The following is a 17163-nucleotide window of genomic DNA, read 5'->3' as shown; positions in this document are numbered from 1 at the left end:
ATTTGTGGACCCCTTGCCTGAATGCATATAGAATAGAACCAGAAGGAGGGGGAAAGAAGAACCCCCCCGCTGACCTCTTGGAGCTCGAAATGTCGCACAAGTACGCCACCCTGAAGATGCGTCAGATCCACCGCAACCCCAACCAGCCCCGCAAGACCTTCGCCGAGGACGCGCTGAACGAGCTGGCCGAGTCGATCAAGGAGCACGGCCTCCTCCAGCCGATCGTCGTCCGGAAAGTGGAGGAGGGCTACGAGCTCGTGGCCGGCGAGCGCCGCTTCCGTGCCAACGAACTCGCGGACAACATCACCATCGAGGCGAAGATCCTGCTGCCCGAGGGTGAGTCCGAGATCAGCGACATGGACTCCTTCGAGAAGGCCATGGCCGAGAACCTGAACCGCGAGGACATGCTCCCGCTGGAGGAGGCGCGCGGCTTCAAGAAGGTCCTGGACGAGAAGGAGGGCGCCACGCCCGCCAACGTCGCGAAGACCTTCTCCAAGTCGGTCCAGTTCGTCAACCAGCGCCTGGCCCTGCTCGCTCTGCGCCCCGAGATCCAGGCTGCGGTCGACCTCGGGCACATCGGGACCCAGGCGGCCGTCCAGATCGCCGCACTCTCGAAGGACAACCAGAAGGCGGTCTTCCAGGACTGGAAGAAGGGAGACAAGAACGACAACCAGCTCGTCCACATCGCCTACGCCATGCGCAAGCAGGAGAAGGCGGCCACGCAGGACTCCATGGTCGACGTCGACGAGATGACCCCCGAGGAGAAGGCCGAGCGGAGTCGCGCGCAGGCCAAGACCAAGAGCGACCTCGACGCGATCGAGGGGATGTGGGCGCTGCTGGACAGCATCGGCAAGGCGGACCCCATGGAGCTGGCCCGCGCTCTGGCGGGGGAGGTCGGCAAGCGGCTTGAGCAGATGGACCGGGTCGCGGACGTCGTGCAGAAGGCCCGGTTCCAGCTCCGCCAGGCGAAGGCTCACGCCGACGCCAGCGAGATCATGGTCAACCCCGCTGCTGCCGCGCCCGACCTCGTGGCCGAGGCCGACGCCGTACTCGCCCAGTTGGACCCGGCTGCGGGCGACGCCGAGCGGGAGGCGCAGGCCGAGCCCGCCCCGGAGCCGGAGGTCGCCCCGGCCGCCGACGCCGACGCCACCCCTGCCGAAGCCGACGTGGAGACCGAGGGCCCGGCGGAGGCTGAGGGGGACGACATCGAGGCCGAGGCGGCGGCCGAGCCGGTCGCCGTCGCAGCCTGAGCCTGACCTGCCCATCTCGGGGCGGCCCCCAGCGGGCCGCCCCCTTCTCTATGGAGCCCCACAGTGATGAACGACATCCGGGCCATGCGTAACATCAACGCCAATCTGTTCGACGTGCCGGCCTCGGCCAACGCCCTTGAGGAGTACGACTCGGACGTGGCCGAACTCGTCCGCGAGGCTGCGACGCACCTGTTCAAGGCACGCCGTGACAACGACGGAGCCGCCCTCAATGAGGCGTACAACCTCACCCTGTTTGCCGCCTCCGACCTCATGAAGGGTGCCGGTGGTTCGGTGTACGTGCGCACTCACCTCATGGTCACGGCCCGCCTGGTCGAGCTCGAAGCGGCGCTCCTCGCCGCCGAGGCCAAGACCGCCAGCGAGTGAGGAAGCAACCGTGAAGATAGATTCCGACGTTCTCAAGGTCATCCGCTCCGCCACGGTCGACGGTCTGACGCTCCGTCTCAACGGCAAGCTCGACCGCGAACTGTACGACCGGGTCAACCTGGCCCTTCAGGCTGTCGGCGGCACCTGGAACCGCTACCAGCGCGCCCACATCTTTCCCTTCGCCGCTGCCGACGCCATCGCCGGACTGCTTGCCACCGGCGAGGTGATCACCGATGTCGACCGCGGGTACTTCCCCACGCCGAATCCCCTTGTCGAACAGCTCTTGGACCTGGCAGAACTCGAAGCTGGTTGTGAGGTGTTGGAACCGTCGGCCGGACGCGGCGCCATCGCCAAGGCGGCAGCCGCCCGCGGTGCCGTTGTCGACTGCATCGAACTCGACACCGCTCGCGCCGAGCACATCCGCGCCGGCGGCTACGCCCGCGAGGTCACGGCCGCCGACTTCTTCAGCGTGAAGGTGCAGCGCCGCTACCAGCGGGTCATCATGAACCCGCCGTTCGCAGACCGGCAGGACATCCGGCACGTCCAGCGGGCGTTGCGCTTCGTCCAGCCGGGCGGCCTGGTCGTGGCGGTCATGTACGGCAGCCTTCCCTACCGGAGTGACCGTAAGGCCAAGGACTTCCGGGCACGGGTTCGGGAGGCGCGAGGTTCTATCACGGAGCTGCCCGACGACGCATTCCCCGTTGGCGTGTCCACGGTGGTTGCCGTCATTCCGGTGCGCGAGCCCTCGCCACCCCCTCGGTTCAACCCCCAGGCGCCCAGGCCCGAGGACTTCAGTGCCAGGCCCGCAGCAGCCCAGCAGGGGCTGTTCTTCACTGACGCACCGACAGCCCACGGCACAACGCCCCTCGACGGGTTCGAGTTCGGGGCCGCACCATGACCAAAGATAGATCCCAACACTGATGCGTGGTACGTTCTATTTCGTTGGTGAGGGCGGCCTCAGCCGAGGAACCGGCTCACCAACGTGCCGTGGCATGCGGCACTCCCCTTCGGTGCCTGGCGGGTGGCCAATCCCCCGCGCCCTACCCGCCAGGCACCGGCCCCGCACCTGAGCGGAGCCGCCGGAGCGCCGCCAAGATCCACGATCACGACTGGACCCGTCCCCGCCTCACGCTGGGGGCGGGTCCCCGTGCACTCAGGAGCGCCATGAACACAGAGGACTTCGCCGGGCACCCAGAGGATCGCGAGCTGTACGAACGTCTCCTCGTCGAGCGGGACGGGACGCCGATCAGGGCCCTCGCCGAACGTGACCCCGGCCTCGAAGTACCAGCAGACCCCGATCCAGACGCGGCCCGGCACCTCGCGGAACTCGAAACAGTCGCGGCTCCCCAACGACGAAAGCGACATGGAGCATGACCATCAAGCAGGCACCGCCCGCAGAGCTGGAAAGTCGTACACCTCCCGTACCTGGGGCGGTGTGGTGCCGATCTTGTGATTCGTGGTGCCTGCCATCCGGTATCTGCCGCTGCAACAACCGGTGATGAGCGCCTTCCTTCGCCTCGCTGTCGACGCGATGGCCGTCCTGCTCATGGCGGCCATCGCCGTCGGTGCCTGGATCGTTGTGCAGCTCGGCGGCGGCGGGGTCCTTCTCGCCAGCCTCTTGGCCTTCCCCGGCTGTGGGCTGGTGGCCGCCGCCATTCAACACATTCAGCGATGGGTGCCCGGTCGGCGACTGACGCACCAGATGAACCCTCGCTCCGGCGACCGCTGCGGCCCGGCGTGATCGTCTAGTCTGAACTAGCTGTAGGGCGCGGGGAACGGCCTACACAAGGACGCCCAGTGACCCCGACGCCCGCCAACATCCCCGAACTGCTCCTGCCGCTCGCGGTCCCCACCGCCGACCTCACTCAGTACTACCGGAACCCCCGCAACGGTGACCTCCCCTCGATCGCCGAATCGCTGACCGTCAACGGCCAGTACCGCGCGATTGTCGTCAACAAGGGCACGCACACAGGCCGCCGCAACGAGATCCTGGCGGGCAACCACACCTTTGCGGCGGCTCAGCAGCTCGGCTGGGACCAGATCGCCGTCACTTGGGTCGACGTCGATGACGACGCGGCGGCCCGCATCGTCATCGTCGACAACCGGACCAACGACCTCGCTGGATACGACAGCGTGCTCCTGGCCGAGATCCTCTCCGAGATCCCGGACCTGGCCGGTACCGGCTACGACCGTGAGAGCGTGGACCGGCTTCTCGACGACACCTCCCTTCCCGAGACGCTGGAACTCACCTCCGACGGTGCGGGCACCGGTGCTGCAGCCACCGTCGACTACCTCCAGTGGGGCTACCTTCAGTGGGAGTCCAAGCGGGTCCGGATCACCTCCGAAGAGGTCGAAGCCCTCAACGCCATCTACACGAAGTTCGTGGACGACACCAACAGCGACCTCGGATTCGGCTGGCACGTCTTGCAGCAGGCCCACGAGGAGGGCGAGGCGGCATGAGCAGCGCGCCCACCACGACGTTCTATGAGGCGTACCCGCTCGACCAGCTTCGCCCCGCCGACTACAACCCGCGCCGCCTCAGCGAGGAGGCGTTCGTCAGGCTCCAGGCGTCGCTGCGCCGCCACGGTGTAGTGAAGCCCGTCATCCTCAACGCTGACGGCACGCTGGTCGCGGGCCACCAGAGAACCAAGGGCCTCCAGGCCATCGGCCTGACGCACACGCCCGCGGTCATGCTGGGCACGAAGGTCAGGTTGCAGGACGAGATCCAGTTCAACCTGCTGCACAACCGGGTCGAGACCGAGGCCAGCGTCGTCTACGCCGAGCCCGGCGTCATCGGCGCCTGGTCGTGGATTCCATGGCAGTCCGTCCGGGTTGCGGAACGGAAGAACCTCTCCTTCGTCAACGCCATCGGGCACATGACCGCCGGCCACGGCCCCTGGGGGAGCGTCGTAATCGATGACCAGGGCCGCATCGTGCTCAACGCCGAATACGCCGTCGTCGCCTCCATCAACCGCTTCGACCTCCTCGCCTGGACCGTGGCCTCGGCCGACGCCGCCCAGCTGCACGCGGACCTGACCGGCGAGTACGGCGTGTACGACTGGAGCGCCATCGAGAGCAAGGCACCCGTCTGGAACCAGCACATCGTCCAGCCCAAGCGGCTCCGCCAGTTCTCCTCCAAGGCCAAGGCGGGCAAGCTCGCCTACGGCTCCGAGACCTGGGACCAGCTCGTCACGCCCTGGCTCAAGCCCACGCACCGCGTGGTTGACTTCGGCGCCGGATACGGCGACTACGCCAAGCACCTGCGCGCCAAAGGCTTCAACATCCACGACTACGAGCCCTACCGCTGCCGGGACGGCTCGTACGCCGTCGACATCCGGGCCGTCGTCGGCATGATCCGCGACATCGACAAGGACATCCAGGCCAACGGGCTGTACGACGTGGTGGTCCTGGACTCCGTCATCAACGCCACCACCTCGCTCGACTACCAGCACTGGGTGATGACCACCGTCAACGCCCTGTGCGCCGCCGACGGAGTGGTCTGCCTCGGTACGCGGAGCCTCGCCCGCGAACTGCGTGATGAGCAAGCCAAACGCGTAACCTCGCAGACCGCGACCACGAAGATGAGCTTCCTCGACGAGGACAACGTCGAGATGAACTTCGTGAAGGGGAAGTGGCAGAAGCTCCGCTTCCATACCCCCGAGACGCTGGAGCCCATGCTGCGCCGCTACTTCGAGGACGTGAAAGTCACCGATCTGAGCGGGTCCAACCTCAAGGCGACGTGCCGCCGCCCCATCGCGCTCCCCAAAGAGGAATACGGGAAGGCATTCGAAGAGGAATTCAACATGCCTTACCCGAATGGCTTCCGGCACGACAGGCATCTGGAATTGGTGGGAAATTTGATAAAATTGGTAATAGAGAGGAATAAACCTCTCGTCGATTGACGGATGAATGGGGAGCGGATGTCACGGCGAATGCAGATCCAAATTGAATCACGAACTCGATACCACATCATGTGGCTGGCAGGCGTGCGGCACGTAGCCCTCGACCAACACTGCCTGCGCAGCTTCGGGCAGCCCGACCGCCCCCGGCTCGACATCAGCCGCCGGCACCAGACGATCGAACTCCCCGATCACAACCCGCCCCTGGCCTGGTACGTGTGCGCGCTGCCCAACCCATGGAAGTGGAGTGACAACGCGCACCTCGCCTTCGAAGCCGCCCCAGGTGAGCAATGGGAGGGGAATGCCCTGGTGCCCGGCTTGTACGTGCGCCTCGACAACGCTCGCCCCATCACCGGGTGGGGCGAGCACAGCATCCCCGAAAGTGAGCCACGCCGGAAGGCCTACCGCTTTCGCACCTGCCGCAACTACCAGTTCGCCTGGTGGCTCCGGACCGAGCGCAATGCGCCCGACGCCCCACCGGAGTACATGCCGCCGAAGAGGCCAGGTCAGGGGGAGCAGATGTCCCTGATGTGACCCCCTGCGGGGCCCGAGCGGCAGTCTCGGGCCCCGCAGAAAGCACTCAGTCCAGGCGGTATGTGGTCTCCAGCCCTCGCGCACCGGCGGGCAGCAGTACGTCGTTCACCTGGTAGGCGTGCCCGGATGCATCGCGGGCAGTGAGCAAGATGGCGAGGGTCGGCGCGCTGGCAGGCAGCCCCAGAAGCTCAGCCTCAGCAGCATCATCCGGAATCCGAGCGGAAACCTGCTCAGTCACGTAGTCGAGGCGGACTCTGTGCCGAGCCTCCAGGTATTCGCGCAGCCCCAGATGCAACGGCTCGAATAGCTCAAGCTCCGACCCGCTGGCCAGGCTGACGGGGAAGTATGACGAGACCAGCTCGGCTGCTTCCCCGTCCTCCTCGACTAGGAACCGGCGTCTGAGCACTTCGGCTTGCTCTGGCGACTTGAGCGCAGAGGCAACGCGCGCCGGAGGCCTCACCTGCTCGACCGAGATCAACCGCCCAGGAGTCTCTGACTCCTTGCGCATCAGGGTATGACGCCCGCGGCTGTCGGTCCGCTCGATGACAGTCGGCCTGCCTCGCACGATCGTGCCGAATCCCTGGCGGGACTCCAACCAGCCGTCCCTTTTCAGCAGTTCAAGTGCCCGCACCACCGTCGGCCGGGACATTCCGAACTCCTGCACCAGCTGGTTCTCGCTAGGAACCCTTGTGCCAGCCGGGTAGGTACCCGCCTCGATCCGACCTTGGACGGTCTGCGCGAGGCGTACGTACTTGGGTGCCTCCACCTCATATGCCATAAACGCCACCCACTCAAGACCCGACAAGTCGACTGGTCAACCAGACTACCCAGCACACGGCAGGGACTGATCTCGCCCCAGATACGGAGGTACCGAGCCAGCCGCAGCGAAGTGGGATCATGGACCCGGGCGCGGGGGCGCACCCGAGCTGTGGAGGACCCCCGCCGTGGGACGCCCCGACAAAGCCGCGCGTGCGGCCATCGCGCGCCGCCGCTCGGACGCCATCGACCTACGACTCGCCGGCGTGGACTGGCTCACGATCGCCCGCAAACTCGCCGCCGACCCGACCGCCAACTCCGACGGCATCGCCTACCCCCAGGGCTACGGCATCGAGCGGTACCGCAAGGACCAGGACCCGCCCACCGACGAGGCCCTGATCCACGCCGCCTGCCGTGACGTCCGTGCTGCGCTCGCCGATCGCCGCGCTGAGCTGAACGACGACGTTGACGAACTGCGCGCACTCGAGGCCGACCGCCTCGACCGGCTGTTCTTCGTGGCATACAAGAAGGCGGTCCGGGACCAGGACCTCGCGGCCATCGATCGAACCCTGCGGATCATGGAGCGGCGCGCCCGGCTGCTCGGCCTTGACATGCCCGTCAGGACGGAGCTGTCCGGCCCCGACGGGGGACCGGTGCAGATCGAGAACGTCACCGCCGACGAACTCGACGCGCTGATCACGCTGACCGACCCGGACGCCGAATGAGGCCCCGGGACAACGAGAGCGTCATCGCCCACTACAAGACGCTGCCGCCAGCCCAACGCCGTGCCATCGCCCGGACCGCCTCCCCAACGCTGCGGGTCGAGCTGGCACGCGCGGAACGGCAGTTGGCCATGGACCGCTCGCCAGGCGCCCTCGCCGCCGTCCTCACCCGCGGCCGAGAGATGCAGGCACCGCACCTCGATCTGATCGACCGCGCGTTCATCGACATGGCCGAGGGCCGGTGCGACCGGGTCATGCTCACGATGCCCCCGCGGCACGGCAAGAGCCGACGCGCCTCCCGTTGGGCTCCGCTCTGGTACCTACGGCGCAACCCCGGCCACCGCATGATGATCGCCAGCTACTCTGCCGACCTGGCGGACGACCACGGCCGGTGGATCAGGGACGCCATCTACACCTGGGGCGACGACCTCGGCATCCAGCTCGCGCCCGGCAGCAAGGCCGCCAACCGCTTCGACATCGTCGGCGGCGAAGGCGGGCTCCTCGCTGCGGGCATCGGAGGCGGCCTCACCGGACGCGGCGCCCACATCGCCATCGTGGACGACCCGGTCAAGGACATGGCCGATGCGGACTCGCCAACTATGCGCAAACGCGCCTGGGACTGGTGGACCTCCGTCATACAGACCCGACTCGAACCGACCGGAGCCATCTGCCTGATCCAGACGCGCTGGCACGAGGACGATCTTGCCGGGCGCATCCTCGCCACCGAGCGAGACGCCTGGCGCGTCATCGACCTCCCGGCCCTTGCCGACAGCCCCGATGACCCGCTCGGCCGGGCACCCGGCGAGCCCCTGTGGCCCCAGCGATTCGACGCCGCCCACCACGCCCGAACCCGCAAGCGCGTCGGCGAACGAGTCTGGGGCGCCCTCTACATGCAGAAGCCGAGGCCGCCAGAGGGAGGCGTCTGGAAGCGCGAGTGGATCGACACCGCCAGGATCAACGCTGTCCAGTTCTCCGGTATCGACATGGCACGCATCGTCGTGGCTGTCGACCCCGCCGGCGGAGAGTCCACCGTCGGCGACGAAACCGGAGTGATCGGAGTCGGCCGGGACTTCGACCGGCAGCTCTACGTCCTCGCCGACCGATCCGGCTCCATGGGAGCCAACGACTGGGGCCTTGCAGCCTGCCGACTGGCCCTCGAACTCAAGGCAGACGCCATCGTGGTGGAGAAGAACTACGGGGGCGACATGGCGCGACAGATCGTCACCCAGGCATGGGAGCAGCTACGCCGCGAGGGCGTCACCAAGGGCCTGCTCATGCCCATGATCCTCGAAGTCACCGCCAAGGTAGGAAAGCGCCTGCGCGCAGCACCGGTAGCCCAGCTATACGAACAGCAGCTCGTCCACCACGTCGGCGAATACACCGAGCTGGAAGACCAGATGGTCACCTGGGTCGAAGGAATGGACAGCCCGGACCGTATGGACGCGGCGGTCCACGGCTTGACAGAACTCGCCGACCCGGACCAACTCGACACGCTGCCAACCGACATCGATGACGACCGCTTCGACGGCCGCCGCTGAGCCGCGCCAGCACAACTGCCAGAAACGGCCCCAAGAGGAAACTGCCCGGCCGGTGGGCCCGTCTCGTCGTGTAGTGACGCGGAAAACTTGCCGCGCCGCGAGACCTGCATCAAGTTTTACGTGTCATACGTACTCCTGCGTGGCTATGCTCGGGAGCGTTGCACAATCTCGTTTCGGTGTGCACTGTGATCGAAGGTGCGGGCACCGGCCGCCAAAGATTGCCGTCCTGAACGGCCGGTACCCATCGGGCTACTGGTCGCCGAAGTGGCTGCTCAGCCAGAAGACGATCTGGATGAGCAGCCAGACTCGGCGGCCAGTGAGCCGTCGTCGCCTCGGCTTAGCGTGATCTCCCATCTCACTCTCCCTTCACCGTGAGGTGCCCGAACGCACCGGACGTGTGAGCGGGCGAGCGAGACGGGTGAGCAACAGCCGTGGCAGTGCGACCCTATGCATCAACTCCTGCGCAGGGGGCGGCTTTCCCCAACTCAGTTGATGGCGATCGCACCTCTGCGGATGATCTCCCCCGGTCTGGCTCCTTGGATACCCTCTCGATCATGAGAACTCGGGGGAGAGCGAGCATTGGTGTGTGGGGTGCTCTGGCTGTCGTCGTGTGCCTCGCCGGTTGCTCAGCCGGCACAGACGAGCCGACCGCAGAGGAGCAGCGAGCCGCTCACCTCGACCGCGTACGCGAGACGTACCGGCTTGGGCGCAGCGAGGGTCTGGCCTTGCAGCGGCAGAAGATCGCCGACGGCGTGGCACTCGCCTACTCCAGCCCGAGCGAGAAGGAGTGCGCCGACCGATGGGACCAGCTCGGCGAGCGCCAGCAGGGCGCCGGCGACCGGGTTGGCTTCCTGGCCGCGTGCTCCACCTTTCCGGCGCCGGGACTACCTGGGTACGGCGAGGCGGTGGCCGAAGCCAGCGGTAGCACGTTGGGACCGTAACGCTGCTGGATCGCGGTCTAGGGGAGTGAGATCACCTTCGGTGAGCCCCCTCAGAAGGGGGCATCCCACGGGTCAATGGTGTTCGAGACTCGAACCGATGCATCTTCAAGAAGGTTGTTGTCCAGCTCCGGTGACGTGTGGCGGGAGGGGAGGTAGTCACTAGCCTGCGCCCAATCGCCGACGAAGTAGCCGAGAACGGGGAGTCCGTAGAGCACGGCCGAAACCAAATTGGTCGACTCGTTGATCCCTTGCTGCCCATTTCCCAGGTCCTCGCGCGTGTCCGCCGGAGGTTGCCAGCCTCCGTGGTTCCTGCGCAGTTTCCATAGATCTTCGACGTGAGGCGAGATCCAGAGATCATTTAGCACGTCGAGGGCTTCGGGCGGCACCTGGGGGTTTCGATTGAGCACCGCCATGAATCTGAGCGCGGCAGTGTACCAACGGCCCAGTCTTTTAGACCTTGCCTGCTCGTCGTCCAGCGTCGCCAAAAACGTTGCAGTGGTAACGCTGGGATGTTCGTGTGCCGGATCAATCATGATGATGGACCCTGCACTCCCGTCTCTCCGATGCTCGCCCTTAATTGGCCAGCCAATATCATCGAGGGCTCTGCTGACGAACTCTCGGAGGTTTCTCCGGGTCTCCACATCAAGCAGAGCAGGTGCCGCCCATTCGACTCTCATGGCGAGAATGGGCTGCGCGGGCCGCCCTTGTGGCCTAACAGGTGCCGGTACCCGTTGGGGGATTGGCGTCCTCCGCTCTGCGTTGTCCTGCGGGCTTTGGCCTGAAGCCGCAATCCACAAGCGGTGCAAACGCAGCTCCTCCTGTTTCGGATCTGCCCCGGGGATCTTGCTCACCAGAGCTTCGGCGAGGATCTGGACAAGTCCCCAGGCAGGCAAACGCGGGCTGGAGAAGGCGTCGTGGACCCGGCTCCTTCCCGCAACGTCCCCGCCTCCCACTCTCTCGACGAGCTCACGCACGGATGGGAGTCCCGCTCGCAAGTGCAGATCGTGGAGCGCGGCGTTCAGTTCCTTCTGCGGCCCATCACCCAGCTCTGGTCGCTTGAAGCTCGGCATCGTCCCCCCGTCCGTCCGATTCCGTCCGACACTGTCCGACGATATCGCCTGTCGTCCGCGCGCGTCCGAGCTGCCCGGTACCAACTCAGGCTTAGGAGCAAGGTGTTGTCGACCGAAAGGACAGCTGTCATGTGGGTGTTCGCGTTGCCTTGGGAAGCCATCGGACAGAGTGCGCTGAGCGAAACCATCGGGTCTCTTCTCGCAACTGGGCTCGTGGCCAGCGGCGGTTGGATGACTCGGTGGGTGCGCCGTCGCCGGCGAACGAGCGATGTAACTGCGCACACCGCTGAACCCGTGTCGTCTCTGCCGGAGCAGCACACTCGAGTAGATGCCTGAGCCGTTACGGGCCCCACCGTCAGGACCCGTAACCTGATCATGCGGCGCGGGGCCGACTGCCTGGAGGGGCACCGTGGGCCTGCGCGAGCTGATCACCGACGTCTGGAGCTGGCTGGACTACAAGCCAGCCATGGCCGACCCGCGCCGACCGGGCCGTAACACCTGGGCGGAACTGACCCGCTCCTGGGTGCCGGACGAGGACCTGCGACGCCTGGCCGCCTACCGGCTCCTGGCCGCGTACGACTCCAACCAGGCCGGCCAGGTCGCCGCCGTGACGGGCGACGACGAGGCGGGCATCGAGCGGAGGGAACTCGGAGATGCCTCCAAGCTGGTCGACACCGCGCTCGGCTACCTCCTCGGCTCCGAGCAGGTCATCAGCGTCGATGGTGCGGAGCACAGCGATGACGAGCCGACCGCCGAAGCAGCTGCGGCGCTCGCCGTTCAGGACAAGCTGAGGAGGTGGGCGGAGAAGGAGCTGCTTCCGCTGCGTCTTCAGCAGGCCGAACGAACCGCGATCCTGCTGGGCGACGCCGTCTACACCCTCGCCTGGGATCCTGCGAAGGGCCGAGTCCTGCTGCGCACTTGGGACCCGGGCCTGTACTTCCCGGAGTGGCCGGAGGACGGCGAGCAGGATGGTGCTGAGTTCCCGCTGCGCGTTCACCTGGCGTGGGAGCTGCCCGAGGACAAACGGCGCGGGCTCAAGGCGAGGCTTCGGCGGGTCACCTACGAACTCGGCCCGATCGGTCCGGCCAGTCGGCGCGGCGTAGCGAAGGACGGCAGCCCGGCACGCGAGTACCTGTACACCGACGGCGGCGACCCCATCCTAGTGAGCGGCGACGCGCGGAACGCCGACACGGGCATCATCACCCGCACCTACCCTTGGGCACCCAACCGGCCCTCCCCGTGGACGTGCTTCCTCACCGACGCGGAATGGGACCTGGACGACCTCACGCACGCCGACCTGCTGTACGACCTGCCGATGCACAAGGCCCGCTACCGGGTCCGCTCGGACGGTGAAGTCCTCGACAGGCTCGACCTGATGGTGGACTTCATACCCGTCGTCCACATCACGAACAGCATCCCCGCCAGTGGAGAGCACTGGGGGAAGCCGACCGTGGCCACCGTCCTCCAGGCCCTGGACGAGCTGTCCGCGACCGACACCGATGGCTCCGGCGCATCGGCCACCACCGGCTCGCCGATTATCGGCCTGGCCGGAGCCCGGTTGCCCATCGACCGAGTGACCGGCCAGCCGCTGCCGGTGAAAGTTCGGGCGGGGACGGTATGGCAGCTCAACGACAACGGACGCATGGACGTCCTCGACACGTCGGCCCAACTCGCCGAACTCCGTGCCCGCGTCGACCACATCCTCGACCGGATTGCAGCGAACAGCCGTCTCACCGCCGCCGGCCTCGGCACTCTGGACCCGACCGCCCTACCATCCGGGTACGCACTACAGCTTGCACTGGGCCCGCTCGACTCGCTTGTCGCCGCCATGCGCCTGGTCCGCAACCACAAGTACGCCGTGCTGCTGCGCATGGTGCAGCGCCTCCACCAAGCCGGACATGCCGAAGGCTGGCCTGCGGGGGAGTCGTTGCCTACACGGCTGATGTGGGGACCGCATACTCCGACCGACCGCGCCGCTGTCCTCGACGAAGTGGTCAAGGGAGTAGGCGCCGGGGTTCTGTCTATCGAGACCGGCGTCCGGATGCTCATCGATGCCGGATATCCGATTGACGACGCACAGACGGAGATCGAGCGCATACAAGCGCGCGCCTTCGAGGCCGCAGCTCGTCTCGCTGATGCAACGGGGGACAACGCCGCCGTGCGTGAGTACCTCGGACTGCCCGAGGCCAATTCCGATGTCCCTGCAGTCCCACTTGTGCCAGCTAGCGATAGCTGATGGCGAGGATGCCCCCTGGCGTCAGGCCTGCCATACCCCAGCATAAGTCGAGCGAGGGACGTTGCGCCGGCGGCCACGATGGCGACGGCGGAGCATGGGTCGGTTTGAGATGGCCCGATAATTCGGACACGGAATGCGGCAATGGATCAGCCGCCCCGAAGGACAGGGCGATCGACGGACAGGGCGGAGCAAGGCCGCCATCCGCCTGGGCCGTCGACTGGCTCGCGCGGCACGGACTGGACGTGGTCGTCGAGCTCAGCGAATGTTTTCGCTCCACATTCTCACCGAGACGATGTAGGGCAGCTTTACTTGCATCTGGAGGATTTTTTAAAGTCGAGCGAGTTCTCATTCAAGGAGAGTTGGATTTCTTTAGTTTTCCAGCCTTTAGGGAATTTATAGTCTGAGAAACCTTTGCCATCCGCCGCGTGGAAGGCGTTGGCTCCTTCGGCAGTCCAGCCTTTCCCGTTCCGGTCGGTGAAGTATGCCATAGCGGGGCTTTCCTCGCTGTGGCTGAACAGGTCTGTGTGCTTCGGCGGGAGTGCGCTGGGGACGTCTATCCTGAGACGCGTACACGAAGGTAATAGAAGCGGCTTCGATGTCGCCATATGGACGTCGTGGCCGCTGGCCTCCGTGAATTTGACTTGCACGTTGCTGAGCGGAAAGGGATTGGGGTTATCGATTGTGACCAAGTCGTTACCGTAGAGATTAGGCGTAAATTCGACTCGTTGAGCAGAATCCTTTGCGGCCGTCTTCTGTTTTTCTGCATCCTGCTTTTGCTGGTTCTTGTATGTGGCGTATGCGACATATGATGACGCAGCAGCCGTCAACACAGTCATGAGAGCTGCCAGGCCAGCGAGAAATGTGCCCCAAGCAGTTAGCCAGGAGAGCTGCCCTCCGCGTGAGCGCGACGGCTCGGGTTCGGGCTCCGGCTCGGGTTCGGGCTCCGGCTCGGGTTCGGGCTCCGGCTCGGGTTCGGGCTCCGGCTCGGGTTCGGGCTCCGGCTCGGGTTCGGGCTCCGGCGTCACTGTCTGGTTCGTCATGCTTGCTTCCCCCTCGTCTCGGCCAACTACCCGAGCGGTCGCAGCTCCAATCCGAGAGGGCTCAATTAGCCACAAAATTGCCCCATGAGAAAACAGACCAGTCAAAATGCTGGCTACACTGATCACTGGCGCGGGGGCGCTGGAGACCTGTGGATGGTTCACGAATGACGCGCCCCTCACTCCCCAACCCCCTCGAACCGACCTCGCCCGACGACGACTCCAACAAGTCCGGTGACGACGAGGGCGACGCCCCGAACAGCGGCGTCACGCAGGAAGACCTCTCGCGGCTGCTGGCCCGAGAGAAGACCCAGGGTGGCCGGGCGGCCATGAAGAAACTGCTCGGTGACCTCGGGTTCGACAGCTCCGAGGCACTGACCGAGTTCATCACCACGAAACGCGACGCAGACCAGGCCGCGCTGACGGAGGTCGAACGCCGTGAGCAGGCCGCCGAGGAGAAACTGAGGTCAGCCGAGACACGCGAGGCGCAGGCCCTGGCCAAGGAGCGTGCCGCCATCCGGCGCGCTGCCCTCGGAGGACTCGGCGCGACGGGGGACGACCTTGATGACGCGGTCCTCTTGATCGACCGAGCCCTGCACGATCAGCCTGACGCCGACGAGGCGGCTGTCGCCGCTGCTGCTGCGCAACTCAAGGAGCGGCGCCCCGAGTTGTTCGGCCCAGCTCGGGAGGCTGTGCCGGCCGCCCCGGGCGGGTCCCCAGCCGGCGGCCCCCCGACGCGCGGAGGCATCCCACCCCGGCGCGGAGCGGCGGGTCTCGAAATGGCCCGTCGGCGAGGGCTCATCAGCGACTGACCACGTCGGCGAGACATGGCCCTGGGACCACGCCCCTCCAATCGTGGACGCCCTTCCGGAACCTGGTCGGGCTGATCAGGGACCACGCCCTGGCGCGGCTCGGCCGCCGCCGTTTCGTGGACACCGCCCCGTGCCGCTCGCGCCGGGTGCGGGAGGAATCCGATCCGCACCCACGAGGGAGACATCGTGAGCGACTACCAGGTCCTCACCACTGTCACGACGGTCACCGATGACCGGACATGGCTCGCTTCACTGGACGGCGTCCATGAAGCCCAGACGATCACCGTCGACACCAGCAAGCTGACGGCAGGTACCCACTACACGGCGGGCACGCAGAACCACCCCCGCCACATCATCAAGTCCGGCATCCCACTGGGGAAGATCAGCGCGTCCGGCTTGTACGCGCCCTACAACTCCGCGGCCAGTGACGGCACGCAGGTCCTCGCCGGATTCCTCGTTGCCGAGACCGCATTCACCCCCGGCTCGACGAAGACCGCGGGCGCATTGCTGTGGCGTGGCGAGGTGCAGGCGCCGAAGCTGCCCGTCGCCTTCGCGCCCCCGGCCGCCGCGAACACGACCGCGTTCATCCACTACCGCTAAGGAGGCAGACCCCATGGCACTTGAGAAGCTTCTTGAGGCGATCGTCCCCGAAGACATCCAGGCGTTCATCCGAGCGATCACCACGCCGGAGGACTACCTCCTCACCCGCGAGGTGTTCGCCGAACGGAACATCGACAACGTCAAGTTCCGTACAAGGAGCAGCAAGCGGCGCGTCAACGCGGCGAAGTTCCGCGCGTGGGAAGCCGCGCCGACGCTCGCCAGGCGGCGGGCGGAGCAGGTCATCAACGAAGGCATGCTGCCCTGGGTCGGGCAGGAACTGCCCTTCTCCGAACTCCAGATCATTCTGTCCGCCGTCGACCGCGGCCAGGACACCAGCGAGTTCCTCGACCTGCTGTACGACGACCTCGAACAGCACGTGGAGGCCACGAAGGCCGCCATGGAGATCGCCGCCGGCCAGATGCTGTCCACTGGGGTGGTGTCCCTGCCCGGTGTGGCTCTGGACGTGGACTGGAAGGTGCCAGCCGCCAACCGGCCGACGGTGGCAGTGCCGTGGTCTCAATCGGATGCGGCCACTCCGGTCACCGACGAGCTGGCGTGGATCCAGTACCTCAAGAGCATCGGCGCGCCTCGCCCCGAGCGGGTCATCAGCTCGGAGAAGGCGCTGTCGCTGCTCGGGTCCACGGCGGAGTACCGGGCCGCGTTCCACAACTCGCCCTCCACCGAGCAGATCCCGACCGGGATGCTCGCTCCGGAGGAGGTCAACCGGGTCCGCGCCAAGTACAACCTGCCGCCCGTGACCACCTACGACGTGCAGGCGTACGACAGCAGCGACACCCTGGTGCGCACGACCCCGGAGTCGCTGTGGGCGATGATCCCGCCGCGCCGCGAACAGTGGGGCGAGACCCAGTACGGTCTGACCGCCGAGGCGATCGAGCTCCGCGGCAAAGGAGTTATCACTGCCGAGGAGGCCCCCGGCATCGTGATCACCACCCACGTGCAGACGCGTACCCCGGTCCAGCTGTCCACGATCTCCGCTGCTGCTGCGATGCCCGTGCTGTACGTGCCGGACATCCACATCGCCGCGACGGTCTTCTAAAGGGGGATGGTCATGGCGAAGTTGGCGCGCACGGTATTCCTGCGAGACCCCGAGCAGGGCCCGATCCGGCTGGAAGCGGGGGAGGAGGTTCCCGAGCGGCTCGCCCTCCTCATCCCGAATCCGGCCGCGTGGTCGGGGGAGGCTCGCTCTCCGGATGAGGCCACCTCAGACCCGATCGGCGCGGACGGCGATGCGGGAGAGACGCCGACCGTGGCGGATCCTGCCTCGGAGCCGGAGCCGGAGCCGGAGCCGGAGCCGGAGCCGGAGCCGGAGCCGGAGCCGGAGCCGGAGCCGGAGCCGGAGCCGGAGCCGGAGCCGGAGCCGGAG

18 protein-coding genes and 1 pseudogene are annotated in these 17163 nt (G+C 66.6%); 16 read left to right on the top strand and 3 right to left on the bottom strand.

The window, feature by feature from the left end; translation table 11 throughout:
- Positions 1-89 precede the first annotated feature (89 nt).
- From ACFWBB_RS07375 to ACFWBB_RS07340, 8 genes are all read left to right on the top strand, one after another.
- Entirely contained in the window at positions 90-1250 is a 1161-nt protein-coding gene (locus tag ACFWBB_RS07375; protein ID WP_385268067.1) for a ParB/RepB/Spo0J family partition protein, read from the top strand.
- 66 nt (positions 1251-1316) lie between these two features.
- A complete protein-coding gene (locus ACFWBB_RS07370) occupies positions 1317-1634 on the top strand; it encodes a hypothetical protein (RefSeq protein WP_385268065.1) in 318 nt (105 codons plus the stop codon).
- A gap of 10 nt (positions 1635-1644) precedes the next feature.
- On the top strand, positions 1645-2532 hold the full coding sequence (locus tag ACFWBB_RS07365) for a class I SAM-dependent methyltransferase (RefSeq protein WP_385268063.1): 888 nt from the start codon (positions 1645-1647) through the stop codon (positions 2530-2532).
- 266 nt (positions 2533-2798) lie between these two features.
- Positions 2799-3008, top strand: a complete 210-nt coding sequence (locus tag ACFWBB_RS07360) for a hypothetical protein (protein ID WP_385268061.1) — start codon at positions 2799-2801, stop codon at positions 3006-3008.
- An 82-nt stretch (positions 3009-3090) separates the two neighbouring features.
- Positions 3091-3375 (top strand): hypothetical protein, encoded by a 285-nt coding sequence (locus ACFWBB_RS07355; RefSeq protein ID WP_385268059.1) that lies wholly within the window; start codon positions 3091-3093, stop codon positions 3373-3375.
- A 56-nt stretch (positions 3376-3431) separates the two neighbouring features.
- Positions 3432-4094, top strand: coding sequence for a ParB N-terminal domain-containing protein (locus ACFWBB_RS07350; protein ID WP_385268057.1), 663 nt, complete (start codon positions 3432-3434; stop codon positions 4092-4094).
- On the top strand, positions 4091-5536 hold the full coding sequence (locus ACFWBB_RS07345; protein ID WP_385268055.1) for a ParB N-terminal domain-containing protein: 1446 nt from the start codon (positions 4091-4093) through the stop codon (positions 5534-5536). Before ACFWBB_RS07350 ends, ACFWBB_RS07345 begins: the two co-directional genes overlap by 4 nt.
- A 30-nt stretch (positions 5537-5566) precedes the next feature.
- Entirely contained in the window at positions 5567-6067 is a 501-nt protein-coding gene (locus tag ACFWBB_RS07340; protein WP_334537621.1) for a hypothetical protein, read from the top strand.
- 46 nt (positions 6068-6113) lie between these two features.
- Here ACFWBB_RS07340 and ACFWBB_RS07335 read toward each other — a convergent pair whose 3' ends face one another.
- The gene (locus ACFWBB_RS07335) at positions 6114-6845 is read right to left on the bottom strand and encodes a GntR family transcriptional regulator (RefSeq protein ID WP_334556364.1); all 732 of its coding nucleotides are present in this window, start codon (positions 6843-6845) and stop codon (positions 6114-6116) included.
- A 166-nt stretch (positions 6846-7011) separates the two neighbouring features.
- On the opposite strand from ACFWBB_RS07335, the gene ACFWBB_RS07330 reads away from it, so the two are divergent.
- The 3 genes from ACFWBB_RS07330 to ACFWBB_RS07320 all read left to right on the top strand — a co-directional run bounded on the left by ACFWBB_RS07330 (position 7012) and on the right by ACFWBB_RS07320 (position 10024).
- Positions 7012-7548: a hypothetical protein gene (locus ACFWBB_RS07330; protein WP_054244779.1), complete on the top strand. Its 537-nt coding sequence runs from the start codon at positions 7012-7014 to the stop codon at positions 7546-7548.
- The gene (locus ACFWBB_RS07325) at positions 7545-9083 is read left to right on the top strand and encodes a terminase large subunit domain-containing protein (protein ID WP_334652279.1); all 1539 of its coding nucleotides are present in this window, start codon (positions 7545-7547) and stop codon (positions 9081-9083) included. The genes ACFWBB_RS07330 and ACFWBB_RS07325 overlap by 4 nt, the downstream gene beginning before the upstream one ends.
- Before the next feature lie 725 nt (positions 9084-9808).
- Positions 9809-10024 carry a hypothetical protein gene (locus ACFWBB_RS07320; protein ID WP_385268051.1) on the top strand — a complete coding sequence of 72 codons (216 nt, stop codon included), beginning with the start codon at positions 9809-9811 and terminating at the stop codon, positions 10022-10024.
- Between the two features lie 50 nt (positions 10025-10074).
- Here ACFWBB_RS07320 and ACFWBB_RS07315 read toward each other — a convergent pair whose 3' ends face one another.
- Positions 10075-11094, bottom strand: coding sequence for a hypothetical protein (locus ACFWBB_RS07315; protein ID WP_385268049.1), 1020 nt, complete (start codon positions 11092-11094; stop codon positions 10075-10077).
- 409 nt (positions 11095-11503) lie between these two features.
- Here ACFWBB_RS07315 and ACFWBB_RS07310 point away from each other — a divergent pair, with 409 nt between their 5' ends.
- A complete protein-coding gene (locus tag ACFWBB_RS07310) occupies positions 11504-13330 on the top strand; it encodes a hypothetical protein (RefSeq protein WP_385268047.1) in 1827 nt (608 codons plus the stop codon).
- Between the two features lie 305 nt (positions 13331-13635).
- Here ACFWBB_RS07310 and ACFWBB_RS07305 read toward each other — a convergent pair whose 3' ends face one another.
- Complete coding sequence (locus tag ACFWBB_RS07305; protein ID WP_385268045.1) at positions 13636-14370, bottom strand: hypothetical protein; 735 nt, start codon at positions 14368-14370, stop codon at positions 13636-13638.
- Between the two features lie 164 nt (positions 14371-14534).
- On the opposite strand from ACFWBB_RS07305, the gene ACFWBB_RS07300 reads away from it, so the two are divergent.
- The 4 genes and pseudogenes from ACFWBB_RS07300 to ACFWBB_RS07285 all read left to right on the top strand — a co-directional run.
- Complete coding sequence (locus tag ACFWBB_RS07300; protein WP_385268043.1) at positions 14535-15179, top strand: hypothetical protein; 645 nt, start codon at positions 14535-14537, stop codon at positions 15177-15179.
- Between the two features lie 186 nt (positions 15180-15365).
- On the top strand, positions 15366-15779 hold the full coding sequence (locus ACFWBB_RS07295) for a head decoration protein (RefSeq protein WP_385268041.1): 414 nt from the start codon (positions 15366-15368) through the stop codon (positions 15777-15779).
- 13 nt (positions 15780-15792) lie between these two features.
- Positions 15793-16836, top strand: a complete 1044-nt coding sequence (locus tag ACFWBB_RS07290; protein WP_385268039.1) for a major capsid protein — start codon at positions 15793-15795, stop codon at positions 16834-16836.
- A gap of 6 nt (positions 16837-16842) precedes the next feature.
- Positions 16843-17163 (top strand): annotated as a pseudogene (locus ACFWBB_RS07285) (hypothetical protein); the annotation flags it as partial.

Origin of the sequence: Streptomyces sp. NPDC060000, from assembly GCF_042737375.1 — a bacterium.
Classification (GTDB): domain Bacteria; phylum Actinomycetota; class Actinomycetes; order Streptomycetales; family Streptomycetaceae; genus Streptomyces.
Note: the sequence above shows the minus strand (reverse complement) of the source record. Positions and strands in the feature narration are given on the sequence as shown.